General features: G+C 60.3%; 15 protein-coding genes. 12 read left to right on the forward strand and 3 right to left on the reverse strand.

The annotated features are described in order from the left end of the window. Positions 1-10 precede the first annotated feature (10 nt). From ETW24_RS11960 to ETW24_RS12005, 10 genes are all read left to right on the forward strand, one after another. A complete protein-coding gene (locus tag ETW24_RS11960; RefSeq protein ID WP_129371261.1) occupies positions 11-718 on the forward strand; it encodes a transporter substrate-binding domain-containing protein in 708 nt (235 codons plus the stop codon). Between the two features lie 108 nt (positions 719-826). Beyond that, positions 827-1,711, forward strand: a complete 885-nt coding sequence (locus ETW24_RS11965; protein ID WP_129371262.1) for an ABC transporter permease — start codon at positions 827-829, stop codon at positions 1,709-1,711. After that, the gene (locus ETW24_RS11970) at positions 1,708-2,514 is read left to right on the forward strand and encodes an ABC transporter permease (RefSeq protein WP_129371263.1); all 807 of its coding nucleotides are present in this window, start codon (positions 1,708-1,710) and stop codon (positions 2,512-2,514) included. Before ETW24_RS11965 ends, ETW24_RS11970 begins: the two co-directional genes overlap by 4 nt. Positions 2,515-2,711: 197 nt before the next feature. After that, the gene (locus ETW24_RS11975; protein ID WP_129371264.1) at positions 2,712-4,031 is read left to right on the forward strand and encodes a glutamine synthetase family protein; all 1,320 of its coding nucleotides are present in this window, start codon (positions 2,712-2,714) and stop codon (positions 4,029-4,031) included. A 60-nt stretch (positions 4,032-4,091) separates the two neighbouring features. Continuing rightward, positions 4,092-4,772, forward strand: a complete 681-nt coding sequence (locus ETW24_RS11980; protein WP_129371265.1) for a type 1 glutamine amidotransferase — start codon at positions 4,092-4,094, stop codon at positions 4,770-4,772. Further along, on the forward strand, positions 4,772-6,130 hold the full coding sequence (locus ETW24_RS11985; RefSeq protein WP_129371266.1) for a glutamine synthetase family protein: 1,359 nt from the start codon (positions 4,772-4,774) through the stop codon (positions 6,128-6,130). Before ETW24_RS11980 ends, ETW24_RS11985 begins: the two co-directional genes overlap by 1 nt. 105 nt (positions 6,131-6,235) lie before the next feature. Beyond that, complete coding sequence (locus ETW24_RS11990; RefSeq protein WP_205877252.1) at positions 6,236-7,546, forward strand: NAD(P)/FAD-dependent oxidoreductase; 1,311 nt, start codon at positions 6,236-6,238, stop codon at positions 7,544-7,546. Positions 7,547-7,684: 138 nt separating this feature from the next. Next, complete coding sequence (locus tag ETW24_RS11995; RefSeq protein ID WP_129371268.1) at positions 7,685-8,890, forward strand: DegT/DnrJ/EryC1/StrS family aminotransferase; 1,206 nt, start codon at positions 7,685-7,687, stop codon at positions 8,888-8,890. 9 nt (positions 8,891-8,899) lie between these two features. After that, entirely contained in the window at positions 8,900-9,505 is a 606-nt protein-coding gene (locus ETW24_RS12000; RefSeq protein ID WP_254695604.1) for a hypothetical protein, read from the forward strand. A gap of 53 nt (positions 9,506-9,558) precedes the next feature. Beyond that, positions 9,559-9,753, forward strand: a complete 195-nt coding sequence (locus tag ETW24_RS12005; RefSeq protein ID WP_129371270.1) for a hypothetical protein — start codon at positions 9,559-9,561, stop codon at positions 9,751-9,753. A 183-nt stretch (positions 9,754-9,936) separates the two neighbouring features. Here ETW24_RS12005 and phaR read toward each other — a convergent pair whose 3' ends face one another. Next, entirely contained in the window at positions 9,937-10,491 is a 555-nt protein-coding gene (gene phaR, locus ETW24_RS12010) for a polyhydroxyalkanoate synthesis repressor PhaR (RefSeq protein WP_129371271.1), read from the reverse strand. Positions 10,492-10,848: 357 nt separating this feature from the next. Here phaR and ETW24_RS12015 point away from each other — a divergent pair, with 357 nt between their 5' ends. Both ETW24_RS12015 and ETW24_RS12020 read left to right on the forward strand, forming a co-directional pair. After that, positions 10,849-11,049, forward strand: a complete 201-nt coding sequence (locus ETW24_RS12015; RefSeq protein ID WP_164982741.1) for a hypothetical protein — start codon at positions 10,849-10,851, stop codon at positions 11,047-11,049. Between the two features lie 114 nt (positions 11,050-11,163). Continuing rightward, positions 11,164-12,915, forward strand: coding sequence for an adenylate/guanylate cyclase domain-containing protein (locus ETW24_RS12020; protein WP_254695605.1), 1,752 nt, complete (start codon positions 11,164-11,166; stop codon positions 12,913-12,915). Positions 12,916-13,009: 94 nt separating this feature from the next. Here ETW24_RS12020 and ETW24_RS12025 read toward each other — a convergent pair whose 3' ends face one another. Then, entirely contained in the window at positions 13,010-13,459 is a 450-nt protein-coding gene (locus ETW24_RS12025; RefSeq protein WP_129371274.1) for a phasin family protein, read from the reverse strand. Between the two features lie 132 nt (positions 13,460-13,591). Beyond that, on the reverse strand, positions 13,592-15,394 hold the full coding sequence (phaC, locus tag ETW24_RS12030; RefSeq protein WP_129371275.1) for a class I poly(R)-hydroxyalkanoic acid synthase: 1,803 nt from the start codon (positions 15,392-15,394) through the stop codon (positions 13,592-13,594). Positions 15,395-15,480 lie beyond the last annotated feature (86 nt).

A 15,480-nucleotide genomic window follows, 5' to 3' on the forward strand; every position in this document is an offset into this window, starting at 1 on the left:
GAGTAAATACATGAAATCATTGATCCTTGGCACCGCCGCCCTGGCGCTGACCGCAGGCATGGGCCTGGCGGACACCGTGCGCCTGGGCACCGAGGGTGCCTATGCACCGTGGAACTTCGTCAATGACGCGGGCGAGATCGACGGCTTTGAGCGCGAGCTGGGCGATGAGCTGTGCAAGCGTGCCGAACTGACCTGCGAATGGGTTAAAAACGACTGGGATTCGATCATTCCGAACCTGGTTTCCGGCAACTACGACACCATCATCGCCGGTATGTCGATCACCGACGAGCGCGACGAAGTCATTGATTTCACACAGCCCTACACGCCGCCGGATCCGTCCGCTTATGTGGCCCAGTCGGCAGACGTTGACCTGACAAGCGGCGTGATTGCGGCCCAGGCGACCACCATTCAGGCCGCCTTTGTTGCCGAGCAGGGCTGGACCCTGGTTGAATTCGCCACCCCGGAAGAAACTGTCGCAGCCGTGCGCAACGGTGAAGCTGACGCGGTTCTGGCTGACAAAAGCTTCCTCGACACGGTTGTGGGCGACGATCTGGTGATGCTGGAGAAATCCGAAGCACTGGGCGGCGGCGTTGGCATGGGCTTCCGTGAATCCGACGCCGAGCTGCGCGGCACCTTCGACGCGGCGATCCAGACCATGAAAGACGACGGCACGCTGAACGAACTGATCGCCAAATGGGAAGTTTCCTCCCAGTGGTAATCTGATCCTGCTTCAGGATCTGCAGGCCCGCCGCCGCGGCGCGCGGGCCTCATTCATTCTCATCCGGTGCCGCGCGCCGGGCGTGAACAGAGAAAGACAGGCCCACTTATGTTTTCCTATTGCACGGACCCATCGACGCTTGAGGGGTTGAGCTGGCTCAGCTGCTACCTGACCACCGGCAAGCATTTGAACCTATATATCTCGGTCTTTGTGGTCCTGACCCTGCTGGCCATTACCGCCCCGGTTGCGCTGATGTTCGGATTTGGCGCTGCCAGTGCCGCCCGTTCCAAATTCCTGCCGCTGCGCTGGTTCGGCATGGGCTATACCAGCATTGTACGCGGCGTGCCCGATATTGCCTTCTTCCTGTTCTTCGTTATCGCGCTGGATCAGGCGTTCGAGTGGATGCGCCACAAGGTGAAATGCCCGGAGTGGGACGAACCAGTCCGGCAGGGTATCGACTTTGTGGTCTGCGACGCGGCGAAACTGCCGCTGTCCACCGCGCCGCAATGGGTGCATGAAACCTACGGCTTCTTTCTGGCGGTTCTGACCTTCTCGATCGTGTTTGGCGCCTTTGCTGCCAACGTCCTGTTTGGCGCCATGCGCGCCGTGCCGCGGGCGCAGATCGAAACCGCCGAGGCCTATGGCATGACCAGCCGACAGGCCTTCTGGCGCATTCTGGTGCCGCAGATGTGGGTCTATGCGCTGCCGGGCCTGTCAAACCTGTGGATGGTGCTGATCAAGGCTACGCCGCTTTTGTTCCTGCTGGGGGTCGAGGACATCGTTTATTGGGCGCGGGAGCTGGGCGGCACCAAGACCGCCAGGTTCACCGACTACCCGCATCCGAACTGGCATGTCTGGTATTTTGCTGCGCTGCTGGTGTTCTACCTGTGCTTTACCAAACTGTCCGAAGTCGCCTTGGACCGGATCATGAAGCGTCTGACCAAGGGCCAGGCAACCGCAGCAGGCGAAGCACAAAGAAAGGCCGCGGCATGAGTTGCGTTGAAACCATCCAGGCCTATGCCTTCCGTTCCCTGGGCTTTGGCGAACGGCTGCTGCCCAAGGGCGAATACACCCTGTGCGAGCACTTCACCCTGATCGGCTCCGGCATGATCTGGAATATCTATTTCGGCATCATTGCCCTGATGACCGGCTTTTTCCTGGCGGTGGCCCTGGCAGTTGGAAAATCCAGCCCCAACCCGCTGTTCCGCAAGCCGGCCGAGTGGTTCATCTTCGTGTTCCGCGGCAGCCCGCTGTTCATCCAGTTCTTCTTTGCCTACGCCTGCTTTCTCAGCCTTAAAAGCGTTTCCAGCTTCTTTGATCCGTTCACCTCGGCCTGGCTGGGCGCGCTGGTTGTGCTGTTCTTCAACACCGCGGCTTATTCGGGCGAGATCTTCTATGGCGCGCTTTTGTCGATCCCCAAGGGCGATATCGAGGCTGCGGACGCCTATGGCATGACCGGCTGGACCCGGTTCCGCCGCATCACCTTCCCGACCATGATGCGGCTGGCCTGGCCTGCCTACACCAACGAGGCGATCTTCCTGTTCCACGCCACCACGCTGGTGTTCTTTTCTGGCTTTCCGGCCTGGCAGCAAAAGGGCGATGCGCTGTACTACGCCAGCTATTTCGCGGACAAGACCTTTAACCCCTTTGTCCCCTACCCGATCCTGGCCTTCTACTTCATTCTGCTGACACTGGTTGTTATCTCGGTGTTCGGTTTTGTGAACAAACAGCTGAACCGGCATCTGCCGCAAGAGCGGCGCAGCCGCACCAGGCTGAAGATCAACCTGATCCGCTGATTGCAGAATGGCTCCTTCGGGAGCCATTTTTTTGGGGAACGCTGGATCATACGGGGCGCACTCGGTGCCACACACCGCAGGGTTTTCTCCTGCAAGACGGGGGCCGCCGGTGGAGCGCCTCAAACTTTTGATCAAATTATCTTGGCGAATGCAATTCTCTGCGCTAGGGTTGGCGCAACGCATTCATGGAGCCCCCTATGGACCTGTCCGGACTGAAGACCATACGCATTGCCGCCTGTGACATGAACGGCCAGATGCGCGGTAAGCGCCTGCCTGCGGGCATGGCCGCCAAGCTTGACAGCGGCGCGGCACGGATGCCGATCTCCACCCTCAATGTCGATCTCTGGGGCCGCGATGTGGAAGACAATCCGCTGGTGTTTGAAACCGGTGACGCCGATGGGGTGATGCTGCCGACTGAACGCGGCGCCGTTCCGATGCCCTGGCTCAAAAGCGCCTCGGCGCTGGTGCCGATGGCGATGTACTGGGAAGATGGCACTGCCTTCCTTGGCGATCCCCGGCATGTGCTGGCTGATGTGCTGTCGCGCTATGCGGCACGCGGCTGGAGCGTTGTGGCCGCCACTGAGATGGAGTTCAGCCTGCTGGATGACAGCGGCCCCCGCCCTGCCCCGCCAATCGACCCGCAGACCGGCCGTGAGCTGGATCAGCAGTCGGTGCTGTCGGTGGCAGAGCTGGACGCGTTCGACGACTTCTTCACGGATCTTTATGACGGCGCTGAGGCCATGGGCATACCTGCCCAATCGGCAATTTCCGAGGCGGGCCTGGGCCAGTTTGAGATCAACCTGAACCACCAGGAGGCGATGCGGGCTGCAGATGATGCCTGGCTGTTCAAGGCGTTGGTAAAAGGGCTTGCACGCAAACACGGCTTTGCCGCGACCTTCATGGCAAAGCCTTATGCTGAAGAAGCCGGCAATGGTATGCATGTGCATTTCTCGGTCGAGGATCAGGACGGCAGCAACGTCTTTGACGACGGCGGCGAAAAGGGTTCGGACCTGCTGATGCACGCGGTGGCGGGCTGTCTGGCGGCGATGCCCGCCAGCTCGCTGATCTTTGCCCCGCACGGTAATTCATATGACCGGCTGGTGCCTGGCGCCCATGCGCCCGTCAGCGCCGCCTGGGCCTACGAGAACCGCACCGCCGCCATCCGCATCCCCGGCGGCAGCCACAAGGCACGCCGCATCGAACACCGCGTCGCCGGCGGCGACATCAACCCTTATCTGATGCTCGCAACCGTGCTTGGCTCTGCCCTGGCCGGGATCGAAGATCAGATGCAGCCGCCCGCTCCGTCCGAGGGCAACATCTACGAGATCCAAGGCCTGCCGCAGCTGGCCGCCGACTGGGAGACCGCGATCAACTGGTTTGAGACCGACCCGCTGATCGCCCGTGTGCTGCCGGAACTTGCCATCCGGAACCTGGTGATGACCAAACGGCAAGAGCTGATAGGCTTTGCCGAGCGCCCCCGGGAGAGCCATTGGCTGTCCTGGCTGGAAGCGGTATAGAGCCGCCTTGCCAGCTTCAGCCCCCTCAGCTAGGCTCAATTTGATCAAATCTGGTGACTTATGAAAATCGGTATCCTGCAAACCGGCCACTCCCCCGAAGATCTGTTCGGCCCTTTCGGAGATTACGACGGCATGTTCCGCGATATGCTGGACGGCAACGGCTTTGAATTTCAAACCTGGGCCGTGGTGGACGGGGTGCTGCCGGACAGCGCCGATGAGGCCGACGCCTGGCTGATCACCGGCTCCAAGCATGGCGCCTATGAAGACCACGCCTGGATCCCGCCGCTGGAGGATCTGATCCGCGAGATCAACGCCAGGAAACAGCCGCTGGCCGGCATCTGTTTCGGCCATCAGATCATTGCCCAAGCGCTTGGCGGCAAGGTCAGGAAGTTCGAGGGCGGCTGGGCCGTGGGCCGTGTCACCTATCAGGTGGACGGCAAGGACCTGACCCTCAATGCCTGGCATCAGGATCAGGTGGTGGAACGGCCCCAAGGGGCCCGCGTGCTGGGCGGCAACGGCTTTTGCCAGAACGGTATCCTGGCCTATGGCGACCACATCATCTCCTGGCAGCCCCACCCCGAATTTCCCAGCGCCTTTGTCGGCGGCCTGATTGAAAAACGCGGCCGCGGCGTGGTGCCGGACGACCTGCTGGACCGTGCAGCCGCCGAGCTGGACGCCCCCGTGGACAACCAAGAAATCGCAACCCTCCTCGCAGAATTTTACAGGAAAGAGAGGACGTAATGTCAGCCTGGCTCGACGCCCTTCCCGAAGCAGCAAAAACCTATCTGGAGGGCCGTCGTCTCGACGAAGTTGAATGCGTTATCTCGGACCTTCCCGGTATCGCCCGTGGCAAGGCGGTACCGGCATCGAAATTCGCAAAAACCGACTATTTCCACCTGCCCGACAGCATCTTCTACCAGACCATCACCGGCGACTGGGCCGATGCCGCGGATGAGGACGGCTGGATCGAAAAGGACATGACGCTGAAGCCGGACATGTCCACGGCCACAGCGGCGCCCTGGACCGGCGACTGGACGCTACAGGTGATCCACGACGCCTATGACCGGCACGACAAACCAATCCCCTACAGCCCGCGCAATGTGCTGAAGCGGGTGGTGCAGCTTTACCACGACAAGGGCTGGAAGCCGGTAGTGGCGCCGGAAATGGAGTTTTTCCTGGTTGCCCGCAACATTGATCCTGCGCATGAGATCAAGCCGATGATGGGCCGCTCCGGCCGCCCGGCGGCGGCGCGTCAGGCCTATTCGATGACTGCGGTGGATGAATTCGGTCCGGTGATCGACGATATCTATGATTTCGCCGAGGCCCAGGGTTTTGAAATCGACGGCATCACCCAGGAAGGCGGCGCCGGCCAGCTGGAGATCAACCTGCTGCACGGCGACCCGGTCAAACTGGCAGATGAAGTCTTCTACTTCAAACGGCTGATCCGCGAAGCGGCGCTGCGCCACGACTGTTTTGCCACTTTCATGGCCAAGCCAATCGAAGATGAGCCGGGCTCAGCCATGCACATCCACCATTCGGTTCTGGATATGGAAACCGGCGAGAATATCTTTTCCGGCCCGCAGGGCGGTGAGACGGATGCGTTTTACAACTACATCGCAGGCTTCCAGAACCATCTGCCGGCGGGACTGGCAGTGATGGCGCCTTATGTGAACTCCTACCGCCGTTACGTGAAGGACCACGCCGCCCCGATCAATCTGGAATGGGCGCGCGACAATCGCACCACCGGCATCCGGATCCCGCTGTCGGGCCCCGCGGCGCGGCGGGTGGAAAACCGCATCGCCGGTATGGACTGCAATCCGTACCTGGGCATCGCCCTGTCGCTGGCCTGCGGCTATCTTGGCCTGATCAACGAGGAGCGCCCGCGCAAGCAGTTCAAGGGCGACGCCTATGAGGGCGAAGGCGATATCCCGCAAGTAATGGGTCAGGCGCTGGATCTTTTTGACGAGGCCACTGAATTGCATGAGGTTCTGGGCCCGGAATTCGCCCGCGTTTACTCCATCGTGAAACGCGCGGAATATGACGAATTCCTTCAGGTGATCTCCCCCTGGGAGCGCGAGCATCTGCTGATGAACGTGTAAACCTCCGGCGCTGCGCCCAGGTGCAGCGCCAATGCAATTGAGTATTTTTAGAAAGATGAAGTGCAGGCCGTCCCGGCGGACGACTGCGCCGGAAAGAGGTGTGCTATGGGCATGAACTTGCTCTATTCCAATGACCGGAAGGGCGAATATCCAAACAGCTGGTACGCGGTAACAGCCGCGCCTATGGATCGCTTCGCGGCTCTTGATGGCGACGTGACGGCCGATGTCTGCATCGTCGGCGGCGGCTATACCGGCCTGTCCGCTGCGCTGCATCTGGCCGAGGCCGGGCAGCGTGTTGTGCTGCTGGAAGCGCACCGCGTGGGCTTTGGTGCCTCGGGCCGCAATGGCGGCCAGCTTGGCAGCGGCCAGCGGATGGAACAGGACGGCCTGGAAGCGCTGATGGGCAAGGCCGACGCGCTAAAACTCTGGCAGCTGGGTGAAGATGCCAAGGATCTGGTGAAAGCGTTGATTTCCCGGCACAGCATCGACTGCCATCTGACCCCCGGCATTGCCCATGCCTGTTTCTCCAAAGGCGAAGCAGCCCATGAACACGCCTATGCCGAACATCTGCAAAACCGCTACGGCTACGATCAGATCGAACCGCTGGATGAGGCTGGATTGCACGCCATCTGCCCCTCGCCCGCCTATCAGGGCGGATCGCTGGACATGGGTGCCGCCCATTTGCACCCGCTGAACTATGCCCTGGGCCTGGCCCGGGCGGCCGCTGATGCGGGGGCGCAGATCTCTGAGCAAAGCGAGGTTCTGGACATCCAGGAAGGCGCGCAAATCCGGGTGCGGACTGCAAATGGAACGGTTACGGCCGGGCATTTGATCCTCGCCTGCAACGGCTATCTGGGCGGGTTGAACCGCCAAGTCGCCGCGCGGGTGATGCCGATCAACAATTTCATCGTTGCCACCGAACCGCTGGAAGAAGACGCGGCCCGGGTGCTTGCCCAGGACGTCGCCGTTGCGGACACGAAATTCGTGGTGAACTATTTCCGTCTCAGCCATGACAAACGGCTGCTGTTTGGCGGCGGCGAAAGCTATGGCTACCGGTTTCCCGCCGATATCGAGGCCACGGTGCGCAAACCGATGCAGCAGATCTTCCCGCATACCAAAGATATTCGCGTCGACTACGCCTGGGGCGGAACCCTGGGCATCACCATGAAACGGATGCCCTATCTTGCGCGGCTGGCGCCCAATGTGCTGACTGCCTCCGGTTACTCCGGCCATGGTGTCGGCACCGCCACCCATGCAGGCCAGCTGATGGCGCAGGCGATCCAGGGACAGGCAGAAGGGTTCGACACCCTGGCCCGCGTCCCTGCCCCGCGTTTCCCGGGCGGACCGCGGATGCGCTCGCCGCTCTTGGTGCTGGCAATGACTTGGTTTGCCTTGCGCGACCGGCTGGGGGTCTGACCCCAGGCCGGTTTCCGCGCAACTCCGCAACATTTCTGTGAAATTTCGCCTGCGCCTGCATTTTCCGCCGCGTCGCCTCTTGGCATTTCCGGCATCTAGTTTTACATTTCCTGAAGCAACAATTCAGGATTTTGAAATATGGCTCTGCCGCCCAACGTTCATGACGCTGAACCCATTCCCGCAGCTGCCCTTGAGGCAATCGAGGCCCTGATGCAGTCGGGCGACCTGTTCCGCTACACCGCGCCGGAAAACGCTCCGGTCACGCTGCTGGAACAGGAATATGCGGACCTTTTGGGCAGCAAATATGCGCTGGCAGTCTCCTCCTGCTCCGCCGCCTTGTTCCTGTCACTGAAAGCGCTTGGCCTGCCGCGCGACGCGCGCGTGCTGATCCCCGCTTTCACCTTTGCCGCCGTGCCGTCCTCGGTGGTGCACGCCGACTGCGTGCCGGTGCTGTGCGAGGTCGGCGGCAACTACCGTATCGACATGGCAGATTTCGAGACCAAGCTGGACAGCGTGCAGGCGGTGATCATCAGCCACATGCGCGGCCATACCTCCGACATGGATGCGATCATGGCGCTGTGCGATGCCCGCGGCATCCCGGTGGTCGAGGACGCGGCCCATTCGCTGGGCACCACCTGGAACGGCCGGAATATCGGCACTATCGGCAAGGTTGGCTGCTTCTCCTTCCAGTCCTACAAGATGGTTAACGCCGGCGAAGGCGGTATCCTGGTCACCGATGACGCCGATCTGATTGCCCGCGCCGTGATCATGTCCGGCGCCTATGAACACAATTGGAAAAAGCACAAGGGCCCGCATGGGGAAAACACCCCGGATCTGGAGCAGGCCTTTGCCAAGTGGCAGAACCAGCTGCCGCTGTATAACTTGCGGATGAGCAACCTGTCCGCCGTCGTGATCCGCCCGCAGCTGCCGGAACTGGCGCGCCGGGTGCGCGACGGGCTGGCCAACCATGACTATGTGGCCGAACGGCTGAATGCCTCCCCTTTCTTTGACGTGCCCGCACCGCTGGCCCCTGAACGCCGCGCGCCGGATTCGATCCAGTTCAATCTGGCAGGCCTCAGCGAGGCGCAGACCCGCGCCTTTGCCAGCGCGGCAGAAGCCAAGGGCGTCAAGGTGCAGGTCTTCGGCCTCTCTACCGACAACGCCCGCGCCTTCTGGAACTGGCAGTTCCTGCGCGATCAGCCCGATCTGCCGCAAACCCGCGCCATGCTGATGAAGGCTTGCGACGTGCGCTTGCCGGTGCGCCTGACCCATGCCGAACTGGATGTGATTGCAGACATTCTGCTGGCCGCGGCCGAGGAAACGATGGCCAAGGCTGCCGCCTGAAAACTACCAGTGTTTGAACACGCTGCAACCCCGGCCCTTGTGCCGGGGTTTTTCGTGATTGCAATCCAGGGCTGCGCCGTACAGTTTGCCGCCATGACCCCGCTTCCCGAATTTGAACGGCGCCCGGCCACAGCCCTGGTTGCGATGGCCAATGCGCTCAGCATGGGCGATCCCGTCAGCGAGGACGCGCTGACGCAAATCATCCGCGCGGTTTCCACCAGCAGCAGTGAACGGGCTGCGCTTTTGGCCGCCATCGGGGCCGCGAACGACCCGGAAACCGGACTTACCGTGGCGGATCTGCTGACTGCCTTCGCCACCCGGGCCGGAAATGCCGAAGCCCAGGCGCAGGATGCCGATCAGGTGATCGGACAATGGTCGCAACGCCTGGCAGCCGGCGCGCTTCTGGCCAGCTTCGGCGCCGCCATTGCCGGCACAGTAACGGGCGGGCTGGCCCTTGGCCTGACCCTTTTATCTTTTTCAGGTTTCATCTTCGCCACCGCATCCCGCCTCGGCGGACGGGCGCGGCGGCGGATCAAAACGCAAGAACGCGAAGCCGCGGAAACACTGGCCCGCCATGTGCTGGAAGCCGCAAAGAACACGGGCAGTGCAAAGTGATATGGAAATTTCAGCACTCCATGCCTATATTGGTCGTGAAACCGGAGAACAGCATGTTTGAAGCCATGGGAATGGAAACAGTCATCGTCAGCGCAATTGCCGGGGCCTGCACCCTGTCTTTTGCTGCAAGCGCCTACCTGTTTCATCGCTCCAAACCGCAGCCGGAAACCGGCGATTTGGACGAAATCGTCAGGAATGCGCCGTACCACCGGCTGCACAATGTCCTGAAAATCAAACCCGGCGCCTGACCGCCGATCCCGGCGTCTGGACCCCGGCGCAGCGCACGGGCGCTGCAAGTCTTGCGCTGAAACCGCATAAAAACAGAATGACACCGCACCGCGGTGCCACGCCCAACTGTAAGGAACAGTCGCAAACTGTTTGCGAACAGGCGGGAGCCCCTGTTGATCAGTCCCCCGCTGCCGCCAATCGCCTCACTTCATCCTGGACAGTTTTTCCTGCAGCTCAGCCAGCTGCTTCTTGATGTCGTCCAGGTCCTCGCCGCCTTCGGATTTCTCTTCCCCGGGTGCGCCGCCGGTCCAGCCGGCCCCGCCAAGGCCGCCGGTCATTGCCTTCAGAAACGCTTCCTGCTGCGCCTTCATCGCCTCAAACCCCGGCATCTTGGCCATCGGATTCATCGCGCTCATGTTTTCCATCATCTTGGACTGGCTTTCGCGCAGCATATCAAAGGAAGACTGCAGAAACTGCGGCATTACCCCGCCGCCGGGCACCATGTAACTGCGCACCAGGTCGTTCAGAACATTCACCGGCAGTACATTCTCGCCGCGGCTTTCATGCTCTGCAATGATCTGCAGTAGGTACTGCCGTGTCAGGTCATCGCCCGTTTTCAGGTCGACGATCTGCACTTCCCGCCCTTCCCGGATGAACCCCGCGATATCTTCCAGCGTGACGTAATCGCTGGTCTCGGTGTTATAAAGCCTGCGGCTCGCGTACCGCTTGATCAGCAAGGGTTTGTCCTGCTCTGCCATGTCTTCCCTCCCCGGTCATGACGCATTGCAGCAAAGCCTATGCCAGCGCAGAACAAAAGGGAAGCCTTCGCATGTTTTCCGCAACATTTGTTCCGGACAGCCCATTTGCACCGCCGTTGCAGCACCTGCAGGTTCAACTGCGGTGATCCACCCGGCGATGCTCTATCACCCGGATGGCGGCGTGTTTTTCGCTACTTGGAGGCTGCCCGTCATAGAATACCGTTTGAGATCCGGGGCAGTATCGCAACCCGCTGGCCCTTGGTCGAACGTGCGGATCTTGCCCGCGCCTACCGTCTGCTGATGGAGCCCCCCAAGCTAAAAGGCCACTTCAATGCCAGAGCGGAAACCGGCGTGCCAATGGCAAAGATCACCCGCGGGATTGCCCGGCGCCAGGACCATGACGCCAGCTATGTTGTGCGCAGCCTCAGCCACGTGCAGATCAAATACGGCGATTGGGCCGAGGGGCCGGCATTGGATCAGCAGATGGGGTCTGCAAAACTGCGCCAAATGACCGGCTGGGAGCCGCAATACACCAGTTTCCGCAATGCGCAGTTTTGACCTCAAGGCAGCTTTCCATGAACAAAAATCGAACATTTTGCAATTGAGGTGCAGAAAACAGGGCATGATGTGATACAATTCAGGCAGAGTCTTTTCGAGTCTGTGGTAGCGGGAATGATGGCTGACCAAGGGGACAGACAAAGACAAGCTGCTGTTTTAATCGCTGATGTGGCTGGGTTTTCCGCACTGGTTGAGACCGGGGAGGCGGAAGCGGTCGCTGCCGTTCGCACTCTTGCGGACGATATCGTCGTGCCAGCCGCACAGCAGTATTCAGGCCGGCTTGTCAAATCACAGGGCGACGGCTTTCTGCTGGAGTTCCAAACTTCCGTGCAAGCGGTCAAAGCCGCCTTGCTGATTGCCAAGCGGACCGCTGCCGCGGCGGCCAGCCATCCTCCGCCACATCTGCACCTGAGAATGGGAATTCACACAGGAACCGTCATTGCTGCCGGGGACGATCTGTTCGGCAATTGCGTCAATATCGCCGCCCGCCTCGAAAGCCTTGCAGGACCTGGTGAAATCTGTGTTTCCGGCACGGTTCAAGAACAGGTCCGCGGCAGGATCAATGCAGCCTTTGACGACCTCGGCCTGCAGGTTATCCGCAACATCTCAGACCCGGTGCGGATCTTCCGCATAGCCGAAAACCCGATGCCGCGCTTTGAGGCCGAAGGCCCTGCCTACGAAGTGTCCGTGGCCGTTCTGCCTTTCCTGAACAAATCCCCCGCTGCTCCCGGTGCAGACAGTCTGGGCGAAACCCTGACCGAAGACGTGACCATTGGCCTTTCCCGGTTCCGTGAGCTGCGTGTCATTTCCCGCACCACTGCACTCCGCTTTGCCGGCAGCGCATCTGAAACATCCCTGGCTGCAGTGGAATTGGGCGTCCGTTACCTGGTTGAGGGCACGGTGCGGCAACGGTCCGGACAATTGCGTGTCGCTGTTTCGCTGGCAGATGGCTACAGCGGCACAACGCTGCTTAGTGAACAATACGATCTGGAAAATCAGGCCGGGTTCAGCCTTCAGGACGCTTTGGCACGGCAAATCACCCAAACCCTGGCCGGACAGTTGCAGGCCACCGCAAAACGGATATCAGCCGAAGTTCTGGCCAGCGGCGGCCCTTGGACATCCAAGGAACTGGTCCTGCAAGCCAAAGCTCTGATCCTCGACACCCGGGACACACTGTATCAATGCAGGGAATTGTACCGGAGTGCCTGTGACAGCGATCCTGGGAACCCGTCGGCCTATTCCGGATTGGCGCTCACATTTCTGGTCGAATGGATGAGCGGCTGGGGCCTGTCCCCTGAAGCCACCCTGGATCAGGCCTTCCCGTATCTGCGCCGCGCCGCCCGTATCGACCCTCTGGACAGCGCCGTGCAGCGCCGCCTGGCCGTCATGCATCTGTTCAAGGGCGAATTTTCTCTGGCAGAAGACCATTTCCAGCGCGCCCTTGCCCTGAACCCGAACGACACTGACGCAATGGCTTTCCGCGGCCTGTCTTATGTGTACCGGGGCCAGCCCGAAAAGGCCCTTGCCGAATTGGATCAAGCCTCTGGCCGCAACCCGTTCCATCCAACCTACTTCCACTGGTTCAGGGGGCTGGCGCTGTATATGTGCCGGGAGTACCGCCCTGGCATATCAGAAGTGAACAAGGCTGTCGGGCTGTTTCCGGGCTTTCCGGCCCCGCACCGCCATCTGGCTGCCTGCTATGCACAACTGGGAGACAGGGCTGCGGCGGCACGGGAATGCGGGCGTATCCTTGGCCTGGAGCCGGAGTTTTCGCTCGCCCGCATCAGCAAGACCATGCCCTTTGTCAGAGCAGCAGATCTGGAGCACTACTGCGACGGTCTGCGGCGGGCCGGATTGCCGGACTGACCCCTGAACGGCAAAAGGGCAGGCCTTGCGGCCCGCCCTTTCTCACAGTCCGGCTCCGTCAGGGAGGAGAGCCAGGGCCGGTCTGTGGTCGATCTTACTTTGCAGTGGCCGAAGCTTTTTTCGCAGCGGAGGTCACTTCGTCGGTGGCCTTTTTCACAGCTGCGGTGGCTTCTTCGCCCATGTCTTTTCCGGCAGCCATCACCAGTTCAACGGTTTCCATCTGGACCTTCTTGGCGATCTCAGCAAAGGCAGCCATGTTTTCAGCAGCCACTTCAGCAGAAGCGGAGGCGAAATCGGTTGCGGCTTTGGCATAGTCGGCCGGGTCGGCTTTGACTTTGGACACATCGCCCAGCTTGGAGATGGTTTCTTTGGTCCACTTGTTCGAGAGCTCAGCGGATTTGCCGGCAGCGTCCAGCGCAACGGCGGACAGCTTCTCGTTCAGGGCTGCGGTGTTTTTGAATACGTCTTCCATCGCTTTGGTGTCGACCGGGAATGCGCCCATGAAGTCTTTCATCATCGCGGTGAAGTCTTGGGTCTTTGCCATAGTTCTAATTCCTCAGAAAGCTGCAGCAGGACCATCCTGCGCTCTTAGCATGAGAGGAATATGCGTGCCGCACTGCAGCATTTCAAGGTTTTTGATGCTGCAGTGCAGAAAAAAATCGCAAATCCTGTCAAATCAACGGTTTGCCTTGACCTTAACATAAGACCCAGGGGCCGGCATCAAAGACGGATAGCCCGAATCTCCCACGTCGCGGGCGGGAACCTGCTTGCCGGACCGCTTTTTAAGCCACTCATTCCAGCGCGGCCACCAGGAGCCTTCGTGGTATTCCGCCCCTGCCATCCAGGCTTCGCTATCGCCTTTCAGATCAGCGTTGGTGTAGTGGCCGTATTTCTTTTTGCTGGGCGGGTTGACGATACCCGCGATATGTCCGGACTCCGACACGATGAAGTTTTTGCTGCGCGATCCCATTTGCTGCACGCCGCGGTAGCAGTCTTTCCAGCGGGCGATATGGTCGGTCTCGCAGGTGATCGACATCAGCGGCACATCCACATCCTTGATATGCAGCTTGTGGCCCATCAGCTCGAACCCCTCGCCAACGAATTCATTATTCTGGCAAAGGCCCCGCAGATACTGCACCGCCATCCGGCCCGGCAGGTTGGCGCCATCGCCGTTCCAATAGAGCAGATCAAAGGCGGGCGGGGTCTCGCCCATCATGTAGCTTTTGACAGCGGGGCCATAGATCAGATCCTTGGAGCGCAGGAACGACATGGTGCGTGCAATCACCCAGGAGCGCAGCAGCCCTTCCTCTTCCACCTGCGCCTCTATCCCGTCAACGAAGTCATTCTGCAGGAACGGCGTGAATTCGCCCTGATCACCAAAGTCGGTAAGCGTGGTAAAGAAAGTCGCCGATTTCACCGAAGTGTCGCCGCGCTGCTTCAGCAGCGACAAGGTCAGGCTCAGCGTGCTGCCGGCGATGCAATAGCCCACGGCGTTCACCTGCTTGACCTTGCAGATCTCCTTGGCGGTCTCAATCGCGGTCAGGATGCCTTCTTGGATGTAATCCTCCATCCCCACCTCGGCATGGCTGGCATCCGCATTAACCCACGAGACGACAAACAGGGTATAGCCCTGCTCGGTCACCCATTTGATCATGCTGTTCTGTGCCTTCAGATCCAGGATGTAGAACTTATTGATCCATGGCGGGAACAGGACAATCGGGATCTCATGCACGGATTCCGTCGCGGGTTTGTACTGGATCAGCTCCATCATCCGGTTGCGGTAAACCACATCGCCGGGCGTGGTGGCGATATTGCCGCCCAGCTCAAAGGCGCTTTCATCCGCCAGCCGCACCACCAACTCGCCATTGTTGGCTTCCAGATCGGTGACCAGGTTCTCCAGCCCGTCGATCAGCGACTGGCCTTCGGTCGCAACAGCCTTTTCCAGCGCATCGGGGTTGGTGGGCAGAAAATTGGTCGGCGACATCATCTCTATGATCTGGTCGGCAAAATACGTCAGCCGCTGCTTGTCCTTGCCGTCCAATTCGTCCGCATCCTGCACCGCGTTGCGGATCGCATCGGCGTTGGTCATGTATTGCTGTTTCACAAAGTGGAAATACGGGCTGCTCTCCCACAGCGGATTCGAAAACCGGCGGTCCCTGACGCCGCCGTCATCCGTGCTTTGCGCTTGACCCGCCAGGGCCTTCTGCGCTTCGGCGAAATTCAGCACCGATTTGCTCCAGTATGCCACCTGCTGTTCCAGGATCTTGGCAGGGTTCTGCATCGCTTCGGTCCAGTACGCAGTTGCTGCACGCGCATAAAGCTCTTGATTCGGACCGTCCAAAGCGGCGTTATGCGGGGTCTTCCGGGACATGACATCAGCCAGACGCTTAGTCAGCTCCTCAACACGGCTCATGTTTTCCTTAAGCTTTTCAATGCTCTCAGAATCGGGTGCTGCGGATAATTCGTCACTAGTTGTCATATAAAAGAATCCCTCATAGGCTTTCTGCTATGCAGAATACTCTTCTGCATTTTTCAGGGCAAAGCGGCGATTGGTCCAATGTTCCG

Source organism: Leisingera sp. NJS204 (assembly GCF_004123675.1).
GTDB lineage: Bacteria > Pseudomonadota > Alphaproteobacteria > Rhodobacterales > Rhodobacteraceae > Leisingera.

Coding starts and splice junctions, on each gene's coding strand:
- ETW24_RS11965 (WP_129371262.1), top strand. CDS start 827: ATGTTTTCCTATTGCACGGACCCATCGACGCTTGAGGGGTTGAGCTGG.
- ETW24_RS12005 (WP_129371270.1), top strand. CDS start 9,559: ATGTTTGAAGCCATGGGAATGGAAACAGTCATCGTCAGCGCAATTGCC.
- ETW24_RS12015 (WP_164982741.1), top strand. CDS start 10,849: ATGGCAAAGATCACCCGCGGGATTGCCCGGCGCCAGGACCATGACGCC.
- phaR (WP_129371271.1), bottom strand. CDS start 10,491: ATGGCAGAGCAGGACAAACCCTTGCTGATCAAGCGGTACGCGAGCCGC.
- ETW24_RS11995 (WP_129371268.1), top strand. CDS start 7,685: ATGGCTCTGCCGCCCAACGTTCATGACGCTGAACCCATTCCCGCAGCT.
- ETW24_RS11985 (WP_129371266.1), top strand. CDS start 4,772: ATGTCAGCCTGGCTCGACGCCCTTCCCGAAGCAGCAAAAACCTATCTG.
- ETW24_RS12025 (WP_129371274.1), bottom strand. CDS start 13,459: ATGGCAAAGACCCAAGACTTCACCGCGATGATGAAAGACTTCATGGGC.
- ETW24_RS11980 (WP_129371265.1), top strand. CDS start 4,092: ATGAAAATCGGTATCCTGCAAACCGGCCACTCCCCCGAAGATCTGTTC.
- ETW24_RS11990 (WP_205877252.1), top strand. CDS start 6,236: ATGGGCATGAACTTGCTCTATTCCAATGACCGGAAGGGCGAATATCCA.
- ETW24_RS11960 (WP_129371261.1), top strand. CDS start 11: ATGAAATCATTGATCCTTGGCACCGCCGCCCTGGCGCTGACCGCAGGC.
- ETW24_RS11970 (WP_129371263.1), top strand. CDS start 1,708: ATGAGTTGCGTTGAAACCATCCAGGCCTATGCCTTCCGTTCCCTGGGC.
- phaC (WP_129371275.1), bottom strand. CDS start 15,394: ATGACAACTAGTGACGAATTATCCGCAGCACCCGATTCTGAGAGCATT.
- ETW24_RS11975 (WP_129371264.1), top strand. CDS start 2,712: ATGGACCTGTCCGGACTGAAGACCATACGCATTGCCGCCTGTGACATG.
- ETW24_RS12020 (WP_254695605.1), top strand. CDS start 11,164: ATGATGGCTGACCAAGGGGACAGACAAAGACAAGCTGCTGTTTTAATC.